Raw genomic sequence first — 19,843 nt, forward strand, 5'->3', positions numbered from 1 at the left:
CGTCCAAAAAATATCCTGTCATATGGTTCGTGAAAACATCTTCATTGTCGCAGGTGAAAATTCTGCGCTCGATGAGCTTTACCCAGCTCTTAAGCATATGCACGGGCTTCATGTAGACATCCAAGAATTACGAAACGTTCTTTCAGGCCTCTATCATAGACAGGAACTCTGCAAAATCTTCAGTCAGCACACAGTGGTAACAAACAGAAGTTTGAGCATTGAGTGGGTGGCCGATGAAGCTGCGTATCTTGTAACGGACAGATTGAGAATTCTTGCGCCACTGCACCTTCGAATACTCATGCATCTTAGGCAGGAAGCCGAGGGTACTCAGACTATTTTCAGCAAGAAGCTCATCAAACACATACTCCGGGAAACCATGGAGTTTGCATCGACCGAAGTTGAGGACGTGTATGATCAAAGTGATGCTGAACTAGTCTATATTTATTGCCAATTGCACCACTTACTCGATCGCAGGCTGGATCTGGATACGAACAGTATCGCGGAGGTGTCAGCTCTCATAGAAGAGGCGCACTTCGCATATATTCTCGAAAATTTCTAGTCATTCAGTAAGATACTTATATCGTCGAAGTCCGGCCGTGGACTGGCGTCCCAGAAGAATTCAGGCTTAAAGTACCACCATCCAATAGGCGACCCTCGAGTGGGCACCGGCATGAGATTTGCAATTGACCAGATACTGGCAGCATGGGTTCTTTATCCGGTAGTTAACATTAACTCACTGGGGTGATCATACGAATCACGCTGTGATAAAAGAAGACCAATGGACGAGATTGTACCAAACTCCCAGCGATTCTTCGGTTCTGGAATGGCAAAGGCCGCCGTAATAAGTTGCTTAAAAGATGCCAAGATTGTAAGAATCGCGACCGCCTTTTTCGAGCCTACCGGATGGGCACTGCTTGCCGAAATTCTCGAGCAGAAGACCGTGCGTCTGCTTGTGGGGCGCGAAGAGGGGGCTGCAGATCGCGTGGGAGATCTTCTACGGGAATTTTTCGAAGAGCTTCACGCTGGTGGTTTGAAAGAGCACCCAACGGTTCTGAAACAACTACTTACCGCACTTCGTGGTGGCCGGCTAATCATTAAGTTATCTACTACCAAGCGACCACAATCTTCAATAGACGTTAGGTATTTGTACCACCATGCCAAGTTGTACATGGCAGATAATCTGGGTGTTGTAGTTACCTCGGCTAACTTCACCAGAAACGGGTTGGAAATCAGTCGGGAGGCCGGCTACTTGGTTTCAGAAAAGAATGATGTCCAATACTTCGTAGATCAGTTTGACGATTATTTCGACAAAGCAGAATCTCTAACAGCTGAATTTATTCAGGCCCTAGAAGAGATACTGGAGCTTCGCTCTCCGAATGAAGTGTATTGCCGAGCACTCCTGGAAATCTACGGTATGCCCGATGATAGTTTTTCGGGAAACTTACCCAGTCCTGCAATGTACCAGAAGCCAATAATCTCGCGCTTAGTCAGGGGAGTAACTGATTTCGGAGGAGCGTTTCTTGTAGCATCAACGGGGCTAGGCAAGACGATAATTGCTGCTCACACAGTTGCTATTCTGCGAGCTAGGGACCTGGTACACGCGGTCATGGTTTTTGCGCCGGCTGGTTTGAAAGACATGTGGTCGAAGGCTATGCGTTCAGCACGAGTCTCCAGTCGCGAATTCTCTTACCAGATCCTATCCATGGATGACTGGAAGAGATACCGGCAAGCGCTATTGTTGGATGATGAGCTCAAGAACAATCTGAACGGGGTGTTGCTTATCCTGGACGAAAGCCATCACATGCGCAATGATGAAGACAGTAAGAAAGATTCAAGATTGAGACACAGGCGCATTGATTCTGCGGTAAAAAAGGGGGCCCAGGTACTATTGCTGACTGCAACTCCCTATAGCCGCGATGTTCAAGATATAAACAATCAACTGAAACTGTTGCCTCGCCATCTGGTTAAAGGAGAATTCTTTGAAACCAGAAAGAAATGGAACATAAATACCCCCAAAGATCTCGCTGAGCTTGCGCCGTGTACAGTATTGACAGCGCCGACGGTTATTAAACACTTTAGCCATACCGACATAAATGGCCGTCGCTATGTCGAATTTGGGAATGATCGCCGTCTTTTTTTTCCTGAAAAGATTCACCTGAAGACCATCAAATATGCCAATGCCTATAACAGCTTTCTGAAAGAACTAAAGCAGAGTAATCTACTACGCAAGCGGATAATCAGTGAGTACGAAAGTGATCTATTTGCCGATGCTGGAAATTCCGGGAAAATAGACTATCTTTTTGAAGCGCGGCTTCTCCATCAATTCTGCTCGTCGGCTGCACAAGTAAAGGTCACACTCGATAAGCTTAGCAGAGAAGGCGGCTATGACAAGATGCGATTCGAAGCGCAGGAACAGCTTACCGTGCTTGCCGCTGCTCTATTACATCGCATCAACAAGATACCGGACGAAAAGATTTCAAGATTGACGGAAATCGTTCGTGAGCATGCCGGTGAAAAAATGGTGATCTTTTGCATATACAAGGAGACTGCAAAGGAACTGACAAAGGCTCTATCCGAAGTATTTCCCGCGTTAGTGATACGCTCAACGGTAGATTTAGATCCAGATGATCTAGATAACGTCTTGGATTTTTTTGCCCCGATAGCGAACGATAAAATCCAGCCAAATCAAGAAACGGGCGAATTTTATCAGAAAATAAAAGAAAATCGTATAGATATTTTGATCGCCTCAGAGGCAATATCGGAAGGGTTTAACCTGCAGGACGCCAGAATACTTATCAACTATGATCTACCATGGTCTATTCTTCAACTGGCCCAGCGCATGGGCAGGCTTATGCGCCCATGGCATGAACCAAGGGAACTACTGATTTTCAATTTTCTTCCCGATACTATGTATGATGCGGAGCTCAGGCACGGCGAAACCTGGCTGAAGAGATTAGATAAACGTAACAAAGAGCACCAGTCCTTCGCGAATCTGCCTGTACTATTCCCGCCGGGTAATGAAGCAGTTAACCTCGAATCACTGAGCAATGCGCTGCAACATTTCGAATCCGCTGACTTGGAACTTGACGAAGCCATGAGCTTCATTGGGAATGCGATGCAAGTAGAAACGAGTAGCGTGCTCGACGATCTTGCGCAAATGCCCCAAGCTGAGCACGAACGTATTCGGCGGATTCGCACTGGCTTTCGCAGCAGGGTAGTCCGATCAGCAGAAGATCCTTCTTTGTTCCTTCTCATTTCGGTTAGAAGTTCCATTTTCCCAGCTTTATTCAGGCCAGATGGGTCATTCTTTCTCCCTCCGCAGGAAATCAGTAGGCCTCTTGAGATTCTGCGAAAGAAGCGGTTCGAACCAATCATGGAGAATAACTTGGACCCTGCTTTTATGGACGATTTTCAAGAAAGGTGCTTAAAAGTGTGGCTTCGTGAATTTGGTGAAGCCCGTGACAAGGTACGAATAGTTTGTGCCCTTTTCTTCGCTTAAGGAAGCCGTTACGAACCAGAGAGATATCGAAGTGGGTCAATTTCAGGCTGTGGTGGCCCGCAGTTATATGTATTCGTGTCGTGACTCAATCTGAGTGAGACCACAGAAATTGTTGCCAATAGGCACACATTGTCATAATATAGGCACGGTGAAGGATATTCGATGGAATACTGAGAAGAATCAGAAACTTATCGATGAGCGCGGTATCTCGTTTGAGAACATCGTGGATTATTTAGAGCGAGGTGAGATTCTTGAAGTTTTTGATCACCCAAATCAGGACAAGTACAAAGCGCAAAAGGTGTTCAGCATTCAGATTACCGATTATGTCTATTTGGTTCCATTTGTTGAAACGGAATCGGAAATTTTCCTGAAGACGATCATTCCTAGCAGGCAGGCGACTAAAAAGCACAGGGGCGGAAAATAGCATGAAAAAGAGATTGAACTTAGATCATGAAGAAAACGAAATTCTTTCGGCTTATGAGTCCGGGAATTACCGAAGCTTACCTGATCAGAGCAAGCTGATAAAGAAATACACAAGTTACGCACGAAGTGCTAGTAAGAAAGACAAACGTATCAATATCAGACTAGCTGGAAATGACCTCGAACATTTGCAGAAGATGGCCGTACAAGAAGGATTACCATATCAGACTCTAGTTGCAAGTCTGATACACAAATATGTCACAGGGCGCCTTGTCGAAAAACGCGGAGCTTGAAGATAAAATTAGTTAGAAGACCTATTTCGCTTTGTTAATATTTCGCAATTCTTCTGTCGTGCATTGCCCCCAGGAATTTCTTCGCTTTGGTTGCTTTCTGTCCTTGCTTTGCTGAGACCGATTAAAATTCGAAATCCTATCTAGGGCTTGATGCCAGGCCGCTTTATGCCGCGGTACTGTCGCGGGTGAAAGCCGTTTCTTGGTTGCCGAGTACCTTGCAATACTCAAGCAGATAGAGCGAATTTCTGCGATTGAGTATCTACGCGCCAACGTAGCCAGGGTACTGTCAACCAGGCAGATATTATCGAACTGTTTTATACCACCTTGGTGCATTGGCACCTTCAAGACAATCGACGTGCTCTCAGGTTGCAGTTCCCGACCAGATAAAAAGCACCGGTAATCTTGGATTTCCCTGAGTAGTTTATAGAAATCTCCGGCTGTCATTTTCCATCGTTTCATTTGACGCTCGCTATCTGGTTTTCCCAGATTCTGGCGAAACGATGCCCCATTTCTTTGGGCATCACGTACAAAATGGGTACCAGCACAGTACCAATGCGCCTGATATCATAGGATTTTCCATGCTTCGATCTTGTGTCCCTATTGAGACTCCGCATCTCTATGAGTCCGTGCCCTTGCAGTACTGGCAGAATGCGAAAAAACGAGCGCGTAGATATCTCGAGTTGGTCGGCAAGCTCGCGAAACTCTAGGTACGATTCCTGAGGTAGGGCCTCCCATACCTTTTCAGCCAAGACTTCGAATGCACGCTGCTTACGCCGTTGATCCTTTGTTGGCCTCGACTCGATCCAGCATGACCGTGTGTCCTGAAGTTTCTGCAGCCGAGCCCGCAGTAAAGGATTAGGCTCTGCCTCCAACTTGCTTTGAGCCGCTTCTTGCTTAGCTTTTGAGTTGAGTTCTTGAATCTCTATTAGCGTGAGAGCCTCAAATTCCCACTGACGGACTTGGTCACTGATTCGATAGGACGCCTGAGCCGACATCATTTCCTTATTTAATCCCCGCACGGCCGGGGCCCTTTCGCTTGCCGCGGGCAGCGGCTTCTGGCTGGCCCTATGGTGTGCGGCGGGGTTGGTCCGGTTTTCCTGGGCTCTGCCCTGGTACTTGTGAGGTACTGCCTCTTTCTTTTGCTCTATCAGTTCGAGTATATCGAAGTGCTTGAGGTTTCTGATGAAGGCAAATTCATTGAGGTATAGTTGGCTGTATTTTGGGTTAATCCATCTATAGGCTGTGAAGCTTTGCTTAACCAGTGCATTTAGTCCTTCCGCGACATTACAGTTTACTCCTTTCTTTGACCATCTGTTTCTTGCGAACTTATACCTCTTGTCCTTACTCCTTGCATTGTGGTTCACCATTCTGTGGTTCTTTCCCGTGAATGCTCTGTATCCCATGTCCGTAAATATCGGAGTATTATGGGGCATGTACTTTCTTATCAACGGGTTCAGTGTATTCATCTTCTGGTCACTGATACTGTCGAAAAATGCTGGTCCCTGCCTAATGCCAAAGGTGTTTACCAGGGTTCCCATCTGTTCACCGCCCAGCGATTGCGACCTGTAAATACTGGACGTCTGGCCCTTTCTCTTATATCTCTTTCTGCCCTTATTTGCCCTTTGTGAGCAACTATAGAGGACTACTGTATCCGCCTGTGGTATCGGTACTTCTCTTGATAATTCTGATAGGTCTGCTTCCGTATCTTTTGGTAGATCAAACCCTTCAAATGTTTGGGCCAGGACTTCATACAGCCGTTTCTGCATCTGTTCTATATGAGTACTGGCGAATACCTGTATTCTACGCTTTAACCTTAATGCGGATTCAGTGGTTATTCCCAGTCTTCTCTGTATCTGAGCTGTCGTCACTACATTCGGATGCTGTATTACCATTTCACGTAATACCAGGCCAAACATCCATCTACCTAGTTTCAAATGGTGAAGGGGTGTGCCTACCAACCTTGACTGCTGCTTATGACAATCGGGACAACGTAGCATTAAGTCCCGCTTTCCGTCTACTTGGGTTAACTTCTTTCCACAGCACTCCTTAGGGTAAAAGACGTTTAATAGTTGATCTGTCAGTTCTGTGTAAAGCTCTGATTCAGCTATGGGGACAGACTTCTTCGCCGTTTGCGGGGATTCCGTAGGGAAGATCTCGAGTACATTTAACCCTGGCGCCGCAATCTGCGGCGGCAGGTTCGACAACCGGGGCCTCCGGTCATTTCTGCAAGTCGACATTAGCCACTCTGCTTGACTGAACAATCAGCAATTATGATTTCCTCCCATCACCATGCCGACCGCGAAGAAGAAGACTGCAGCCTCGAAATCGGCTAAGGCCAGCACCCCCAAGGGGAAATCCCCCTCTGTAGCATCTGCTAAAACGGTCGCGAAGGCCGGTAAGGCAGGCAATCAAGCGGTCGGCAAGCCGACCCAGTCGGCCAATCTCGGCTTTGAAGCAACACTCTTTAAAGCCGCCGACAAGCTGCGCAACAATATGGATGCGGCGGAGTACAAGCATGTTGTGCTCGGGCTGATCTTTCTCAAGTATATTTCTGACGCGTTTCAAGAGAAGCATGACCAGCTTGTGGCTGAGCAGGCGCAGGGGGCTGACCCTGAAGATCGCGACGAGTACAAGGCCGACAATATCTTCTGGGTGCCGAAAGAGGCGCGGTGGTCGTTCATACAGGCGAAGGCGAAGATGCCAGAGATTGGCAAGCTGCTCGACGATGCGATGGATGCGATTGAGCATGACAACGAATCGCTCAAGGGCGTGTTGCCGAAGAACTATGCGCGCCCGGCGCTCGACAAGCAGCGGCTCGGCGAGCTGATCGACCTCATTGCCACGATTGGCCTTGGTCGCAAAGAGAATAAGTCGAAGGACATTCTCGGCCGGGTGTATGAATACTTTCTGTCAGAGTTTGCCAGCGCAGAGGGCAAGAAGGGCGGCCAGTTCTATACGCCGCGCTGTGTGGTGCAGACGCTGGTGACGATGCTCGCGCCGTACAAAGGGCGTGTCTATGACCCGTGCTGTGGTTCGGGCGGCATGTTCGTGCAGAGTGAAAAGTTCATCGAAGAACATGGCGGCAAGCTGGGTGACATTTCGGTCTATGGTCAGGAGTCGAACTCGACCACGTGGCGGCTCGCCAAGATGAACCTCGCGATTCGCGGCATCGACTCGAACCTCGGGCAGCAGTGGGCTGATACGTTTCGCAATGACCAGCACAAAGACCTCAAGGCAGACTATGTGCTGGCAAACCCGCCGTTCAATGATTCTGACTGGGGTGGCGAACACCTGCGCGAAGATGTGCGCTGGCAATACGGCACACCGCCGTCGGGCAATGCTAACTTTGCCTGGGTGCAGCATTTCATTCATCACCTGTCGCCGACGGGTCAGGCAGGCTTTGTGCTCGCGAATGGTTCGATGAGCTCGCAGTCATCGGGCGAAGGCGAGATTCGCAAGGCCATCGTCGAAGCCGACTTGGTGGATTGCATGGTTGCCCTGCCAGGGCAGCTGTTCTATTCGACGCAGATTCCTGTGTGCCTATGGTTTCTGACACGCGACAAGCGCGGCACTTCGACTGCGCTCAGTGACCGCAAGTATCGTGACAGGCGAAACGAGGTGCTGTTCATCGATGCCCGCAAGATGGGCGCGATGATCGATCGGGCGCACCGAGAGCTGACGGATGCAGATATTGAGAAGATTGCAGGCACGTATCACGCATGGCGTGGCGATACTTCGGCTTCCCCTCGACTCCGCTCGGGGAGCGCCGAAGGCCGGTTGCTGAGCGGAGCCGAAGCACCGGCAAAGTATGCGGATGTACCCGGTTTCTGCAAGAGTGCGACACTGGATGAAATACGCGAACACAACTACGTGCTGACGCCGGGACGCTATGTTGGCGCTGAGGATGTCGAAGAGGATGATGAAGCCTTTGAAGACAAGATGCAACGGCTGACGCAGCAACTCTATGCGCAGATGGCAGAGGGTGAAAAACTGGATACTGTCATAAAGAAGAATCTGAAGGAGCTTGGATTTGTTGGCTGAGACAACAAACACTGTTAAGCTGGATGATTTTGCAACTTTTCGGTACGGGAAGATGCCAGATAAGCAACTGCTGACTGCCACTGGATATCCCGTATTCTCAGGTTATCGGATCGTTGGATACTACCCAGATTGGAATACTGACAAGGGTGAAATCATTGTCGTTGCACGTGGGGTTGGCGGCACAGGCGACGTAAAGCTAACCAAACACAAATGTTGGCTTACAAACTTAAGTATCGCAATAACTCTCGACAGACAAGTTTGCATTCCGGAATACTTTTATTATGCATTCAAGCAAGATACGCTACGCTACCTTGATTCAGGTACATCAATTTCTCAGATTACTATAGATGACCTCCGGAGACTTCAACTAAGACTCCCACCCCTCGCCGAACAACGCGCCATCGCCCACATTCTCGGCACACTCGACGATAAGGTCGAGCTCAACCGCAAGATGAACGCAACGCTCGAAGCGATGGCGCGGGCGCTGTTCAAATCATGGTTCGTCGATTTCGACCCCGTGCGCAAGAAGCAGGCGGGGCAACCGACGGGGTTGCCGTCTGAGATTGATGCGCTGTTTCCGGGGGAGTTTGAGGATTCGGCGTTGGGGCAAATTCCGAAGGGGTGGAGGGTTGGGAAGTTGGGGGAATGTTCAGACTTGAATTGGGGAGACACCAATACTACTAAAAGTGCGTACACCAAGACAGGCTACCCTGCTTACAGCGCTAAAGGGCAAGATGGTTTTTTGCCGTACTTCGATTTTGACAGAACGGGAATCGTCGTCAGCGCGATTGGGAACGGTTCGGGTCAGACAATACTTGCATACGGTAAATGGTCTTGCATCAAGAACACCATGGTTTTCTGGGCAACAGATTCGAATATTTCAACTGAATATCTTTATTATTCAACGCTTGGCGTGGACAAGTGGCCGCGCCGCGGCTCGGCGCAACCATTCATATCTCAAGCCGACGCTCGCAATATGAAACTCATATTGCCCAATAATCCACTGGGAGCCAGATTTGGTGAAATAGTTGGCCATTACCTTAAAAGAGCCAACGCATTGAAAGGTGAAATTACTACCTTGGCCGAGCTCCGCGACACTCTTCTCCCCAAGCTCATCTCGGGCGAGTTGCGGGTGAAGGATGCGGAGAGGTTTGTGGGGGGCGTGGTGTGACTGTCGAAGAGTTTAATGAGTTCTTCAAGTCGTTGAATCCCACGATAAGCCGGGTGGGCGAAACCTCTCTTATGCACTTTGCCCATATTGATAATTTTGGTGAATACCTCAAACGCGAAGCGGACTTTTGGCGACCGTACGTCAATGGCGAGGTCTCTTATATTGCGAATCGGTATGCTCAGCTTCATAATGCATTTGCAGACCTTGCAAATCAGCTCGCCACAAAACAATACGATGCCGCTCGGGCCAACTTACGCTCGATCTTGGATGAGATACGTGCCGCACCGGTAAACGTTGTTCAGTCGGACTCGGTCTTGGGCAAACTGATTGCAGCAGAATATGCAGAGAATTGGCAGGTAGCCAGCGGTATGTACGCCTATTTTGCCAGGAAGATTGATCGAAATCTTTTGAGCAATTTTGATATGTTCCTGGGCGTACTAAAGGCTCATTGGTTTCGTGATGGCTCAAGGGCAATTGATGCCACTGCGACTAGTGTCGTGGGTAAGCTTGAAAACCAAGTTAAGTCATATGACGAGACATTCAGGGCAATGTTCGCAAGGGCAGAGGGCCAAATTGATGATTACAAGGCTAGAAACCAAGAGAAGGCCCAAGCATTTGATCAAACAGCTTCTGAAAGATTTTCTGCCTTCGATGCGCACTTCAGAGAGCAGAATGATAGGTTTGAGAATCTAAGTAAGACCTACGAAGAATACCTTCGTCTAAAGGGACCGGCCAGGTATTGGAGCGAATTAGCCAAAAGCTATGAAAGCAAGGGGTACAATTGGCGCAATTGGGCAGCGGCTATTAGTGGGGTATTTATCGGGCTTCTGGTTGCAATGCTCTACAATCCACCGGTGCTGTATGAGCTTACGCAGGAGTTCTGGACGAGCAAGAATATTAAGGGCACGATCATTTCTGCCATTGTCGTTTCAACATTTGCCTATGCGATACAATTTACGGTAAAGTTGGCACTTAGCTCGTTTCATTTGTCCCGCGATGCGAAAGAAAGGGCTCAACTGACCTACTTCTACCTCGCGATGCTGAAGAATGGCGCGCTTCAAGAATCAGAAAGAGGTGTCGTTATGCAATCTTTGTTCAGTCGTTCTGATACCGGGTTACTCAAGAATGATGCAGGGCCGACAATGCCAGCAAATGTCATGGAGACCTTGAGGCCGAATAAGCAAGGGCATCCCTGATCGCCGCACATGAAGGTTCCAAGCGGGCTATAGGGGGCGCCATCTGAGCAGAGTGCCGCGTACACCAGACGAATTCAGGGACGCTCTCACGGAGCAAATAAACATGCTTGAGGATGCGTGCACTGGCTATGATCAAGGCAAGCAATACCAATCAAAAAATATAGCCGTAGTACTCCGAAAGCTGCTTCATACGACCGGCAATCAAACCGCACTCTTGAAGCATTTTGGCATGAATGAATGGCGATTTCTTACCTCAAGTTCATTTCGGCATCTTGGCCCAAACAGTGTACCGCTCAATAATTCTGGTCTGCTGGCATATAACTTCTCACGTGAGAATATCGAGATGACCCCTCAGGTCGATCTCAGCGGTTTTGATCGGGAGGAGAATTGGATACAGTTTGCAGATTGGTGGCAGGATGACATCATACACTATGTTCGCACAGGTAAAGGCATTGATTTAAGTATGCACCTAAAAAGGGATGATCGACACATATCTCGTATGTTGATAACCCTTATGGTGACCGATCAGGACGGTGGCGCACATGTAGACGCAAAGCTGAGCACAGCATATGCAAAGCTTATTCGCGAACCATCAGCGGGTTTTTTCTTCAAAAGTCTCAATGGAGAGACTTATCAAATAGAAGGTAACATTCATCTTGCGATGGTGCGTCAGATCGCTGCCGAATTAATAATCACAATGAAGCGCAATACCGTTGAATATCGTGAGGTGTCATAGATGAATTACCGCGACACTGCATCCTACGGCAAACGCCAGGAATACATGGCGGTCGCCGAGTTGTTGCGTCGTGGTTTCGATGTCTATATGACCCTCGTCGACGACCAGGGTATTGATTGTATCGTGCGGCTCAATTGTAATAGTTTTTACTTTATCTGACACTCTCTTAACAAAAAGGAGTGTTTATGACGACAGAACAGAAAATTATCAAGAACAAGGTTGGTCTGCTGAAACTGGCAGAGCAGCTGGGCAGCGTATCGAAAGCTTGCAAGGTTTTCGGTTACTCAAGAGACAGTTTCTACCGGTTTAAGGAGCTTTACGACAAGGGTGGCGAGCTCGCATTGCAGGAGATCAGCCGCAGGAAGCCTTTGCTGAAAAATCGTGTAGCTCCAGAGGTCGAGGAAGCGGTACGGGAAATTGCATTTCAATACCCCGCGTACGGTCAGGTTCGGGCGTCCAACGAGTTGCGCAAGATAGGTATCATCATCTCCCCTTTTGGCGTGCGCGGCGTTTGGCTGCGCCATGATCTTGCGACGTTTAAAAAACGGCTGAAATACCTTGAAGCGCGAATGGCTCAGGAAAAGGGGATCTTTACCGAGGCACAATTGGTTGCGCTCGAACGCGCAAAAGATGAGAAGGAAAGTCACGGTGAAATTGAAACGGAGCACCCTGGTTATTTGGGGTCACAAGACACGTTTTACGTGGGAAATATGAAGGGTGTGGGTAAAATTTATCAGCAGACCTTCATCGACACGTATTCGAAAGTCGCTTTTGCGAAACTCTATGATCGCAAGAATTCTCTGGTTTCAGCCGATATGCTTAACGACAGAGTCATCCCGTTTTTTGACGAGCATGAGATTCCGCTGTTGCGCGTTCTGACCGATCGTGGCAGCGAGTACTGTGGCAACCGGGAAGAGCACGATTATCAGCTGTATCTGGCCTTGGAGAATATCGACCACACAAAAACCAAGGCCAAGAGCCCGCAGACGAACGGCATTTGTGAGCGCTTTCACCGGACTATATTGAATGAGTTTTACAATGTTGCATTCAGAAAGAAGGTTTACACTTCTTTGGAGCAATTGCAGGCAGACCTTGATGAGTGGATTTACGATTACAACACGCAGCGCACTCATCAGGGGAAATATTGCTTCGGCAAAACGCCTCTGGCAACATTCAAAGACTCGCTCAGTATAGCGAAAGACAAAATGCTGGATTTGAAATTACAGACAGCATGAAAATGGGTGTGTCAGGTCAAGTTCAGACTTTTACAACTCAATGAAAGCACCTACATTGACATCCAAATCAAAGCCCGGTCTCGTGATGCGAAACAATGGAATTTCTTCGCTGCAATGACTTTCAAGCCGCGAAAGAACCTGTACTTCATTTTCTATACCGAGCGGACGAATGCATACTGGATAATCCCTTCTCAGGAACTGACCGGCCTTTGCGTACAGAATAAGTCTGGCAAGCATGTGGGAAAGCGCAGCCTCTCACTGCCCAAGACCGACAAGGGCGACAAGACTGAGAAATACGGCAAATACCTCAATGAAAACGGGTTTAACCTATTGCGGATGGCGATAGTATGAGTTCTCATCTTTGGCTGAAATTCTTTGAAACGAGCATAAATGTGGTAAATAAGTAAACTATACTTTACTTAATATGTATATTTAAGCAGATAGGTCATGATTCTCGACCAAAATGAAGTCCTGAATGTGCTACGCCAAATGAACCCGTGGTGGCAGGGGCAGCCGCCGTCGGGCCTGTTCAAGTGGCGTCGGGCAGCTTATCAGGAAATCGAGAACTGGCTGATGCACCCGCCCTCAAAGCGAGCGGTGTTGGTGAGCGGTGCCCGCCAAATTGGCAAAACGACTTTGTTGCTGCAGGTCGTTGAATCGCTGTTGGCGAAAGGCGTGCCGCCCAGCAATATACTCTACGCTTCTTTTGATCATCCGATGCTGAAGCTGACCGGCCTCGAGAAGCTGGTCAAACTGTGGCAAGAGGCTGAAACGCTGCAAGAAGGCACAGAGTACCTCTTGCTCGATGAGATACAGTACACCAAAGACTGGCAGGTATGGCTGAAGCACCAGGTCGATTTTACCGGCAACCGTCGCATCGCCGTGACTGGTTCGGCGACGCCGCTGAATCGCGACAATCTCGAATCGGGTGTCGGCCGCTGGCATACGGTCGAACTGGCAACGCTCTCGTTCTATGAGTATTTGAAGATTACGCATCATGATAAAGTCGGATTACCAACGGTTAAGACGCTGCAATCGCTGTTCGACTGGCCCGAAAATCAATTTGGCACGGTTTCGGCGCGAGCGCATGCGCTGACTGCGCTTTTTCATAAATATATCTTGCAGGGTGGGTTTCCTGAAACAGCGACAGTGTCGAATCTGCATACAGCACAAAAATTACTACGCGAAGACATCGTCGATAAAGTGCTCAAGCGCGACATGACTGCACTCTATGGTGTACGCAACATATTGGAGCTCGAGCAGGTGTTTCTCTATCTGTGCATGACAGAAGGTGGTATTCTCGATATTACACAGCTTTGCCAGCGACTCGAGCTCAAGAAACCGACGGTGAGTAGCTTCATTGATCTGCTTGAATCGACTCACCTGATCTACAAATTGAAGCCACACGGTTACGGAAAAGAAGTCATAAGGGGCAAGAGTAAGATGTACCTGGCGCATCCGTCGATTTCGCATGCGGTGCTCATGAAGGGCAAGGCAATCGACACCGACGAAAGCCTGCTCGGTAAAAGTGTCGAGACGGCCTTTTTTCGCCATGTCTTCGCCCGGTATTACGCACGATCTATAGGCTTCTCGTACTGGCGGTCAAAAAAACCGAAAGAACTCGAAGTTGACATTATCGCCGAGGTTGACGGACGGGCGATTCCCTTTGAGGTCAAATACCGTAGCACGCATACTACTGCCCGCGACCTGCAAGGCATTATCGAATTCTGTGAAGAGAAGAAAGTATCGCGGGGTTATGTGATAACGAAAGAATTATCAGACTTTGGTGTATTGAAGATTGACGACATCGAGATTCTCAAGGTTCCAGCGCCCCTGGCCTGTTATTGGCTTGGCAAATCAGAAATGACCGAAGAATAAGGCCTCAACCGACCATGCCGACCGCAAAAGTCAACGAAGATCTGCTCGAACAAGCAGCGCTGCAATGGTTCAAGGAGCAGGGTTATACTCATATTCACGGTTCCACCATCGCCCCCGGCGAACCGGCAGCCGAGCGTGAATCATTTGAAGAAGTCGTTCTTTCAGGCAGAATACGCGATGCTCTTGCGCGAATCAATCCGACGCTTTCCACTGAAGTCATCGATGAAGCGCACAAGCAGCTCATGCGTATGGATGCCCCGACCTGCCTTATCAACAACCGAACCTTTCACCGCTACGTTACCGACGGCATCAGCGTGTCCTATTCCAAGAACGGTGATGAGCGCGTAGAGCCGGTCAAGATCATAGACTTCGAGAAGCCAGAGAACAACGACTGGCTGGTGGTGAACCAGTTCGCGATCATTGCCAAGCCGTACCATCGGCGGCCGGACATCATTGTTTTTCTAAATGGTTTGCCGTTGGTAGTGTTTGAGCTAAAAAACATGGTTGGGGCACCAACAGTTGCGGATGCTTACAGACAATTGCAAACGTACAAGGCCCAGATTCCAAAGTTGTTTAATTACAACGAACTAATGGTCGTTTCTGACGGCAATGCCACAACACTGGGTACCCTGACTGCTGATGAATCAAGGTTCATGCCATGGAAATATATTGAAAGCGAAAAACTGATTTCTGGTGGTAAGCTCAGTATACAGGTGGTAATCGAGGGCGTTTTTGAAAAGCGCCGATTTCTTGATTTGATTCGTTACTTTGTGGTCTATGAAGACAATTATGGCGGTGAAGTCATCAAGAAGATTGCTGGCTACCATCAGTTTCATGCCGTCAACCGCGCCTTGGCTGAGACCGTGAGAGCAACGGGTGCCAACGGTGACCGTCGAATTGGTGTGGTCTGGCATACCCAGGGCTCAGGTAAGAGCCTCACCATGGCATTTTATGCCGGGCGTGTCGTGCAATCCGCTGCGATGGAAAATCCGACAGTGTTGGTCATTACAGATCGCAACGATCTCGATGACCAGCTGGCCGGTACCTTTTCGCGCTGCCATGAAATCTTGCGGCAAAACCCGACACAGGCAGAGAACCGCGATGACCTGAAAGAAAAGCTCAAGGTAGCATCAGGTGGCATTATCTTCACGACTGTTCAGAAGTTCTTTCCTGATGAAAAGGGCATGAAGCACCCTTTACTTTCAGACCGGCGCAATATCGTGGTGATTGCCGACGAAGCGCACCGCAGCCAGTATAGCTTCGGTGCACGCGTGGTTGACGTCAAAGGTGCCAGTGGCCAGGTTGAAGGCAAAGAGATCACTTATGGTTTCGCTCAGCATATGCGCGACGCTTTGCCCAACGCCAGTTTCATCGGCTTTACCGGCACGCCGATTGAGTTATCAGACAAGAATACACGCGCAGTGTTCGGTGAATACATATCGGTCTACGATATTCAACGGGCAGTCGAAGACGGCGCCACAGTGCGGATTTACTACGAAAGCCGTCTCGCCAAGATTGCACTCGATGAGAAAGAACGCCCGAAGCTCGACGCTGACTTTGAAGAGGTGACAGAGGGCGAAGAAGACCTCAAAAAAGAGAAGCTGAAATCGCGTTGGGCTCAGCTCGAAGCACTGGTCGGTGCGCCTAAGCGGGTAAAGTTGATTGCTGAAGATATTGTTCGCCATTGGGAAGGCAGAAAGGCAGCCATGAAAGGCAAGGCTATGATTGTCTGTATGAGCCGTCGCATCTGCGTCGATATGTACAATGCAATTGTCAAGATTCGCCCAAACTGGCACAGCGAAAATGACGCCGAAGGTTCAATCAAGATTATCATGACGGGCTCGGCCAGTGATCCGGCTGAGTATCAACCCCATGTGCGCAGTAAACAGCGCCGTGAAGACATGGCAAAGCGTTTCAAGAAATCAGCAGATTCTCTTGAGATCGTCATTGTCAGGGACATGTGGCTGACGGGCTTCGATGCCCCGTGCGCCCACACCATGTACGTCGACAAACCGATGAAGGGCCACGGCCTGATGCAGGCCATAGCCCGCGTTAACCGGGTGTTTGAAGATAAGAAAGGTGGCTTGGTTGTCGACTACCTTGGCCTTGCTGACAGCCTCAAGTCTGCCTTAGCCAATTACACCGACAGTGGCGGCGAAGGTAAGCCCACATTCGACCAGGACGATGCCGTTGCCGTGATGCTAGAGAAATATGAAATCTGCTGCGGTCTATTCCACGGCTTCGACTGGACTAAATTCAAGAGTGGTTCGCCTGCAGAACGTTTGGGCATCATGCCTCTGGCTCAAGAACATATCCTATCCCAAAAAGATGGTGCAGAGCGGCTGATTCAGCATGTCGCAGAGCTAACAAATGCCATGGCACTGGCGATGCCGCATGATGAAGCAAAGAAAATTGTCGAGGATGTCGCATTCTTTCAAGCAATCAAAGCTGTTTTGACCAAGCCCACAACAAGACAGGCCAGGACCGAAGAGGATATGAACCGGGCAATTCAGCAGATTATCTCCCGCGCACTGGTCTCAGATGAGGTCATTGATGTATTCAGGGCGGCCGGGCTTAAGAAGCCCGATGTCAGTATTCTCTCCGATGAGTTCCTCATGGAAATTCAGGGCATGAAGCATAAGAACCTGGCTATCGAACTATTACGCCGTCTGCTCAATGACGAAATCAAAACCCGTGGTCAACGCAACGTCGTTGAATCCCGCTCGTTCTCTAAGATGCTCGAAGATGCGATACAGAAATATAAGAACCGTGCAATCGAGACGGTACAAGTGATCGAAGAACTGATCAAGCTCGCGAAAGAACTTCGTGACGCCCATGCCCGCGGAGAACAACTCGGCCTGACAGAAGACGAGATGGCTTTTTACGATGCTCTTGAGGTAAGCGACTCGGCAGTGAAAATCATGGGCGACAAGGTTCTCAGCGAGATTGCGCGCGAGCTCGTTAAATCGATCAAAGCAAACGTCTCTATCGATTGGACGGTTCGTGAGAACGTGCGGGCCAAGCTGCGAACCGTCGTGAAGCGCATTCTGCGCCAGAGTGGCTATCCGCCAGACAAGCAAGAGAAGGCTGTCGAGACTGTACTTGAGCAGGTGGAGAGATTATCTGAGCAGTGGGCGGTGGCATGATGGAAAACACAAAACTCACCGCTGAAGAAAAGGCAATCTTGGCCGCCTATGAGTCAGGCAATTACACCAGTCTGCCAGATACTCATAAGCTGATCGAAAAATATGCCCGCTACGCAAAATATTCACGCAAGGGTGCTGTGACTGCGGCTCAAAATTCTTCAGAAAAGTGAGCCAAACTCAGACCTGACATTCGATGCCTGAAACCGAAGAAAATCCCGGCCCAAAACCGCCTGAAGACCACCTCGCTGCCTCGATCGTCGATGCCTGGGCCGAGCTCGACAAGCGGGCCGAAGCCGAGAACCCCGACGAGTTTCGCAAAGCGCGTGAAATGCTAGCCGAATGGGCTGAAAAGCTCGATGCGCTACTCAAAGGAAAAAAAACATGAAATACCTTCTCGCAATGCCTTTCGTTCTGTTGCTTAGTTGCACTTCAGCACAGGTAAAGACGAAAGACGACGCACGCGCCGCCGAAATCTGGCTGGCGGCCTGTTCGTTTTGCCATGGCGTCGACGGTAAGCCACCGGCTGAGTGGGCCGATAAGGGAATGCGAAAATTTGGTACGTTTGGCATGAAGATGGGTTTCTTCTTCGGCGGCGACAAGATGCGCGCGGGTATCGCCAGAACGATCGCCGAGGGCAAGGGAACTGAAATGCGGCCTTTCAAGGGCCATTTGACTGACGCTGAAATCGCGGCACTCGTGCGGCACATCGAAAGTTTGTGAAACACGTCTATCTTTTCGACATCGACGGCACTCTGGTTTCGGCGCAGGGAATGGGCGGCAAGGCGTTTCGGCGCGCTGTCAGTGAAATTCTGCAATACGAGCTTGCGTGGCAGACGCGCGATTTTGCGGGCATGACAGATGCGGGGCTTTTTCGCCGCGCGCTGAGTGAAAAGGGGCTGCCGCACGACGAGACGACTATCAGCGCGCTCGCAAATTTATACCATGACTATCTCGGGAAAAATCTCGCCGAGAAACCCGCACTCGTATTGCCGGGAGCCGAAAAGCTTGTGCGGCAATTTGCCTCGCAAAGTGGAATACACATCGGGCTCCTTACCGGCAACACGCGCCGAGGCAGCGAACTGAAGCTCGCGGGTCTTTGGCAGAACTTCGGTTTTGGATTTTACGGCGACGACCATGCGGTTCGTACCGATCTGGGTATTTATGCCCGTGAGCAAATCAGCGCTAAATTCGGCGAACACGTCGAAATCACGATTATCGGTGATACTCCAAATGATATTGCGTGCGCGCGCGCGGCCGGCGCGAGATGCGTCGCGGTCGCAACGGGAGCGTATTCAGCAGACGAGCTCAGCGAAGCCGACGAGGTAATCGCCGACCTCACCGCATGGCCCGCCGTGTTCAACTAGCTCTGGCTTCGTGTCTTTCTGGCTTTTCGGTTGCGGCGTTTTTCGCTGAGGCCTGCGCTTAACTTCTTGCCGGGTGCTTTCGAATTCTTGATGCCCTCGGCGATTGAGCCACCGACATGGCGGTTGATTTCGCGAAACGCCCCGTAGATGCCCTGGCTGATGGCGTTGTGCGTTTCTTTTATCTGCTGCGCCCGGCCACGTGTCGCGGGAAAAAGCCGCAGCAGGCCAAAGGTCACCTCTGAAACGACGCGGTGTCCCGTTTCGATAAAGAGCGAACCCTGGTCAATGCCCCGCGCGACGAGTTTAGCATTTTCGGCAATCAGCGTCTTATTGAGTTCGCGCGTTTGCAGCTGCAGGCGCAATGCAAGAGCCTGAAGGCGAACCGCGCGCAATCTTTGCTCTGATTGGCGAAGGCCCAAAATGGCAAAAAAGGTCATGCCGATGCCTGTAAGGGCGATGCAGACTGCGATCAGTGAAAGCTCCGTTTCGCTCATGGTGTTACAGAACGACGATGCTCACTTCAGCCTCAACGTTTTTCTCGCGCAGCTGCTCTTTCGTCTGTGCGACGACCTGCTCATAGACCTTCTTGATCACCAGATTGGGGGCCGTGCCCGAAGCGAGCTTCGACACCGGCGACTCGCGGTGTGCGAGCGCGATCGGGTTTTTGACCTCGACAATCATGCGGATATAGGGCTCTGCTGAATCGGCCCGCTGGTCTGGTCTTTTACCCATGATTTTCGCCAGCTCATCAAGCTCAGATTCGGCCAGACGCAGTGACTTTTTCAGGCTCAGATAATAGTGCAGCGCGAGCCCCGTAGAGATGGCGAAAAGAGCGGCCAATACCGATAGCACTGTATTCGTCAT

20 protein-coding genes are annotated in these 19,843 nt (G+C 49.8%); 17 read left to right on the forward strand and 3 right to left on the reverse strand.

The genetic code is table 11. The annotated features are described in order from the left end of the window. Positions 1-22 precede the first annotated feature (22 nt). The 4 genes from TURPA_RS13220 (at position 23) to TURPA_RS13235 (ending at position 4,212) form a co-directional block, all read left to right on the forward strand. A complete protein-coding gene (locus TURPA_RS13220; RefSeq protein ID WP_014803808.1) occupies positions 23-559 on the forward strand; it encodes a hypothetical protein in 537 nt (178 codons plus the stop codon). Between the two features lie 219 nt (positions 560-778). Next, on the forward strand, positions 779-3,499 hold the full coding sequence (locus TURPA_RS13225) for a helicase-related protein (protein WP_014803809.1): 2,721 nt from the start codon (positions 779-781) through the stop codon (positions 3,497-3,499). A 148-nt stretch (positions 3,500-3,647) separates the two neighbouring features. Further along, the gene (locus tag TURPA_RS13230) at positions 3,648-3,923 is read left to right on the forward strand and encodes a BrnT family toxin (RefSeq protein ID WP_014803810.1); all 276 of its coding nucleotides are present in this window, start codon (positions 3,648-3,650) and stop codon (positions 3,921-3,923) included. 1 nt (position 3,924) lies between these two features. Beyond that, positions 3,925-4,212 carry a hypothetical protein gene (locus TURPA_RS13235; protein WP_014803811.1) on the forward strand — a complete coding sequence of 96 codons (288 nt, stop codon included), beginning with the start codon at positions 3,925-3,927 and terminating at the stop codon, positions 4,210-4,212. A gap of 455 nt (positions 4,213-4,667) precedes the next feature. Here the strand turns inward: TURPA_RS13235 and TURPA_RS21975 are convergent, their stop codons facing one another. Continuing rightward, positions 4,668-6,080, reverse strand: coding sequence for a transposase (locus TURPA_RS21975; protein ID WP_157210498.1), 1,413 nt, complete (start codon positions 6,078-6,080; stop codon positions 4,668-4,670). A gap of 421 nt (positions 6,081-6,501) precedes the next feature. Here TURPA_RS21975 and TURPA_RS13250 point away from each other — a divergent pair, with 421 nt between their 5' ends. The 13 genes from TURPA_RS13250 to TURPA_RS13300 all read left to right on the forward strand — a co-directional run bounded on the left by TURPA_RS13250 (position 6,502) and on the right by TURPA_RS13300 (position 18,979). Then, positions 6,502-8,253, forward strand: a complete 1,752-nt coding sequence (locus tag TURPA_RS13250) for a class I SAM-dependent DNA methyltransferase (RefSeq protein WP_014803813.1) — start codon at positions 6,502-6,504, stop codon at positions 8,251-8,253. After that, entirely contained in the window at positions 8,237-9,424 is a 1,188-nt protein-coding gene (locus tag TURPA_RS22585; RefSeq protein ID WP_174269954.1) for a restriction endonuclease subunit S, read from the forward strand. The genes TURPA_RS13250 and TURPA_RS22585 overlap by 17 nt, the downstream gene beginning before the upstream one ends. After that, positions 9,421-10,620 carry a DUF6161 domain-containing protein gene (locus TURPA_RS13260; RefSeq protein WP_014803815.1) on the forward strand — a complete coding sequence of 400 codons (1,200 nt, stop codon included), beginning with the start codon at positions 9,421-9,423 and terminating at the stop codon, positions 10,618-10,620. Before TURPA_RS22585 ends, TURPA_RS13260 begins: the two co-directional genes overlap by 4 nt. 103 nt (positions 10,621-10,723) lie before the next feature. Continuing rightward, a complete protein-coding gene (locus tag TURPA_RS21980) occupies positions 10,724-11,356 on the forward strand; it encodes a hypothetical protein (RefSeq protein ID WP_157210499.1) in 633 nt (210 codons plus the stop codon). Then, a complete protein-coding gene (locus TURPA_RS23455) occupies positions 11,357-11,515 on the forward strand; it encodes a hypothetical protein (protein ID WP_157210500.1) in 159 nt (52 codons plus the stop codon). Positions 11,516-11,541: 26 nt separating this feature from the next. Further along, entirely contained in the window at positions 11,542-12,591 is a 1,050-nt protein-coding gene (locus TURPA_RS13270; protein ID WP_014801227.1) for an IS481 family transposase, read from the forward strand. Between the two features lie 114 nt (positions 12,592-12,705). Beyond that, positions 12,706-12,942, forward strand: coding sequence for a hypothetical protein (locus TURPA_RS13275; RefSeq protein WP_157210501.1), 237 nt, complete (start codon positions 12,706-12,708; stop codon positions 12,940-12,942). A gap of 96 nt (positions 12,943-13,038) precedes the next feature. Further along, positions 13,039-14,469, forward strand: a complete 1,431-nt coding sequence (locus TURPA_RS13280) for an ATP-binding protein (RefSeq protein WP_014803817.1) — start codon at positions 13,039-13,041, stop codon at positions 14,467-14,469. A gap of 14 nt (positions 14,470-14,483) precedes the next feature. After that, a complete protein-coding gene (locus tag TURPA_RS13285; protein ID WP_014803818.1) occupies positions 14,484-17,615 on the forward strand; it encodes a type I restriction endonuclease subunit R in 3,132 nt (1,043 codons plus the stop codon). After that, a complete protein-coding gene (locus TURPA_RS23100; RefSeq protein ID WP_014803819.1) occupies positions 17,612-17,785 on the forward strand; it encodes a hypothetical protein in 174 nt (57 codons plus the stop codon). Before TURPA_RS13285 ends, TURPA_RS23100 begins: the two co-directional genes overlap by 4 nt. Positions 17,786-17,808: 23 nt before the next feature. Beyond that, positions 17,809-18,000, forward strand: a complete 192-nt coding sequence (locus TURPA_RS13290; protein ID WP_014803820.1) for a hypothetical protein — start codon at positions 17,809-17,811, stop codon at positions 17,998-18,000. Beyond that, positions 17,997-18,335, forward strand: a complete 339-nt coding sequence (locus tag TURPA_RS13295) for a c-type cytochrome (protein ID WP_014803821.1) — start codon at positions 17,997-17,999, stop codon at positions 18,333-18,335. The genes TURPA_RS13290 and TURPA_RS13295 overlap by 4 nt, the downstream gene beginning before the upstream one ends. Beyond that, entirely contained in the window at positions 18,332-18,979 is a 648-nt protein-coding gene (locus TURPA_RS13300; RefSeq protein WP_014803822.1) for an HAD family hydrolase, read from the forward strand. The genes TURPA_RS13295 and TURPA_RS13300 overlap by 4 nt, the downstream gene beginning before the upstream one ends. On the opposite strand, the gene TURPA_RS13305 is transcribed toward TURPA_RS13300, so the two are convergent. Further along, a complete protein-coding gene (locus tag TURPA_RS13305; protein ID WP_014803823.1) occupies positions 18,976-19,473 on the reverse strand; it encodes a hypothetical protein in 498 nt (165 codons plus the stop codon). The two genes, TURPA_RS13300 and TURPA_RS13305, sit on opposite strands and share 4 nt — an antisense overlap. A gap of 4 nt (positions 19,474-19,477) precedes the next feature. After that, positions 19,478-19,843 (reverse strand): hypothetical protein, encoded by a 366-nt coding sequence (locus TURPA_RS13310; RefSeq protein ID WP_014803824.1) that lies wholly within the window; start codon positions 19,841-19,843, stop codon positions 19,478-19,480.

The sequence above is a fragment of the Turneriella parva DSM 21527 genome, from assembly GCF_000266885.1.
GTDB lineage: Bacteria > Spirochaetota > Leptospiria > Turneriellales > Turneriellaceae > Turneriella > Turneriella parva.

Bases quoted from the DNA above. Each gene is read 5' to 3' on its own strand.
- TURPA_RS13220 (WP_014803808.1), top strand. From the start codon at position 23: ATGGTTCGTGAAAACATCTTCATTGTCGCAGGTGAAAATTCTGCGCTC.
- TURPA_RS13225 (WP_014803809.1), top strand. From the start codon at position 779: ATGGACGAGATTGTACCAAACTCCCAGCGATTCTTCGGTTCTGGAATG.
- TURPA_RS13235 (WP_014803811.1), top strand. From the start codon at position 3,925: ATGAAAAAGAGATTGAACTTAGATCATGAAGAAAACGAAATTCTTTCG.
- TURPA_RS13250 (WP_014803813.1), top strand. From the start codon at position 6,502: ATGCCGACCGCGAAGAAGAAGACTGCAGCCTCGAAATCGGCTAAGGCC.
- TURPA_RS21980 (WP_157210499.1), top strand. From the start codon at position 10,724: ATGCTTGAGGATGCGTGCACTGGCTATGATCAAGGCAAGCAATACCAA.
- TURPA_RS23455 (WP_157210500.1), top strand. From the start codon at position 11,357: ATGAATTACCGCGACACTGCATCCTACGGCAAACGCCAGGAATACATG.
- TURPA_RS13270 (WP_014801227.1), top strand. From the start codon at position 11,542: ATGACGACAGAACAGAAAATTATCAAGAACAAGGTTGGTCTGCTGAAA.
- TURPA_RS13275 (WP_157210501.1), top strand. From the start codon at position 12,706: ATGACTTTCAAGCCGCGAAAGAACCTGTACTTCATTTTCTATACCGAG.
- TURPA_RS13280 (WP_014803817.1), top strand. From the start codon at position 13,039: ATGATTCTCGACCAAAATGAAGTCCTGAATGTGCTACGCCAAATGAAC.
- TURPA_RS13285 (WP_014803818.1), top strand. From the start codon at position 14,484: ATGCCGACCGCAAAAGTCAACGAAGATCTGCTCGAACAAGCAGCGCTG.
- TURPA_RS23100 (WP_014803819.1), top strand. From the start codon at position 17,612: ATGATGGAAAACACAAAACTCACCGCTGAAGAAAAGGCAATCTTGGCC.
- TURPA_RS13290 (WP_014803820.1), top strand. From the start codon at position 17,809: ATGCCTGAAACCGAAGAAAATCCCGGCCCAAAACCGCCTGAAGACCAC.
- TURPA_RS13295 (WP_014803821.1), top strand. From the start codon at position 17,997: ATGAAATACCTTCTCGCAATGCCTTTCGTTCTGTTGCTTAGTTGCACT.
- TURPA_RS13305 (WP_014803823.1), bottom strand. From the start codon at position 19,473: ATGAGCGAAACGGAGCTTTCACTGATCGCAGTCTGCATCGCCCTTACA.
- TURPA_RS13310 (WP_014803824.1), bottom strand. From the start codon at position 19,843: ATGACGAATACAGTGCTATCGGTATTGGCCGCTCTTTTCGCCATCTCT.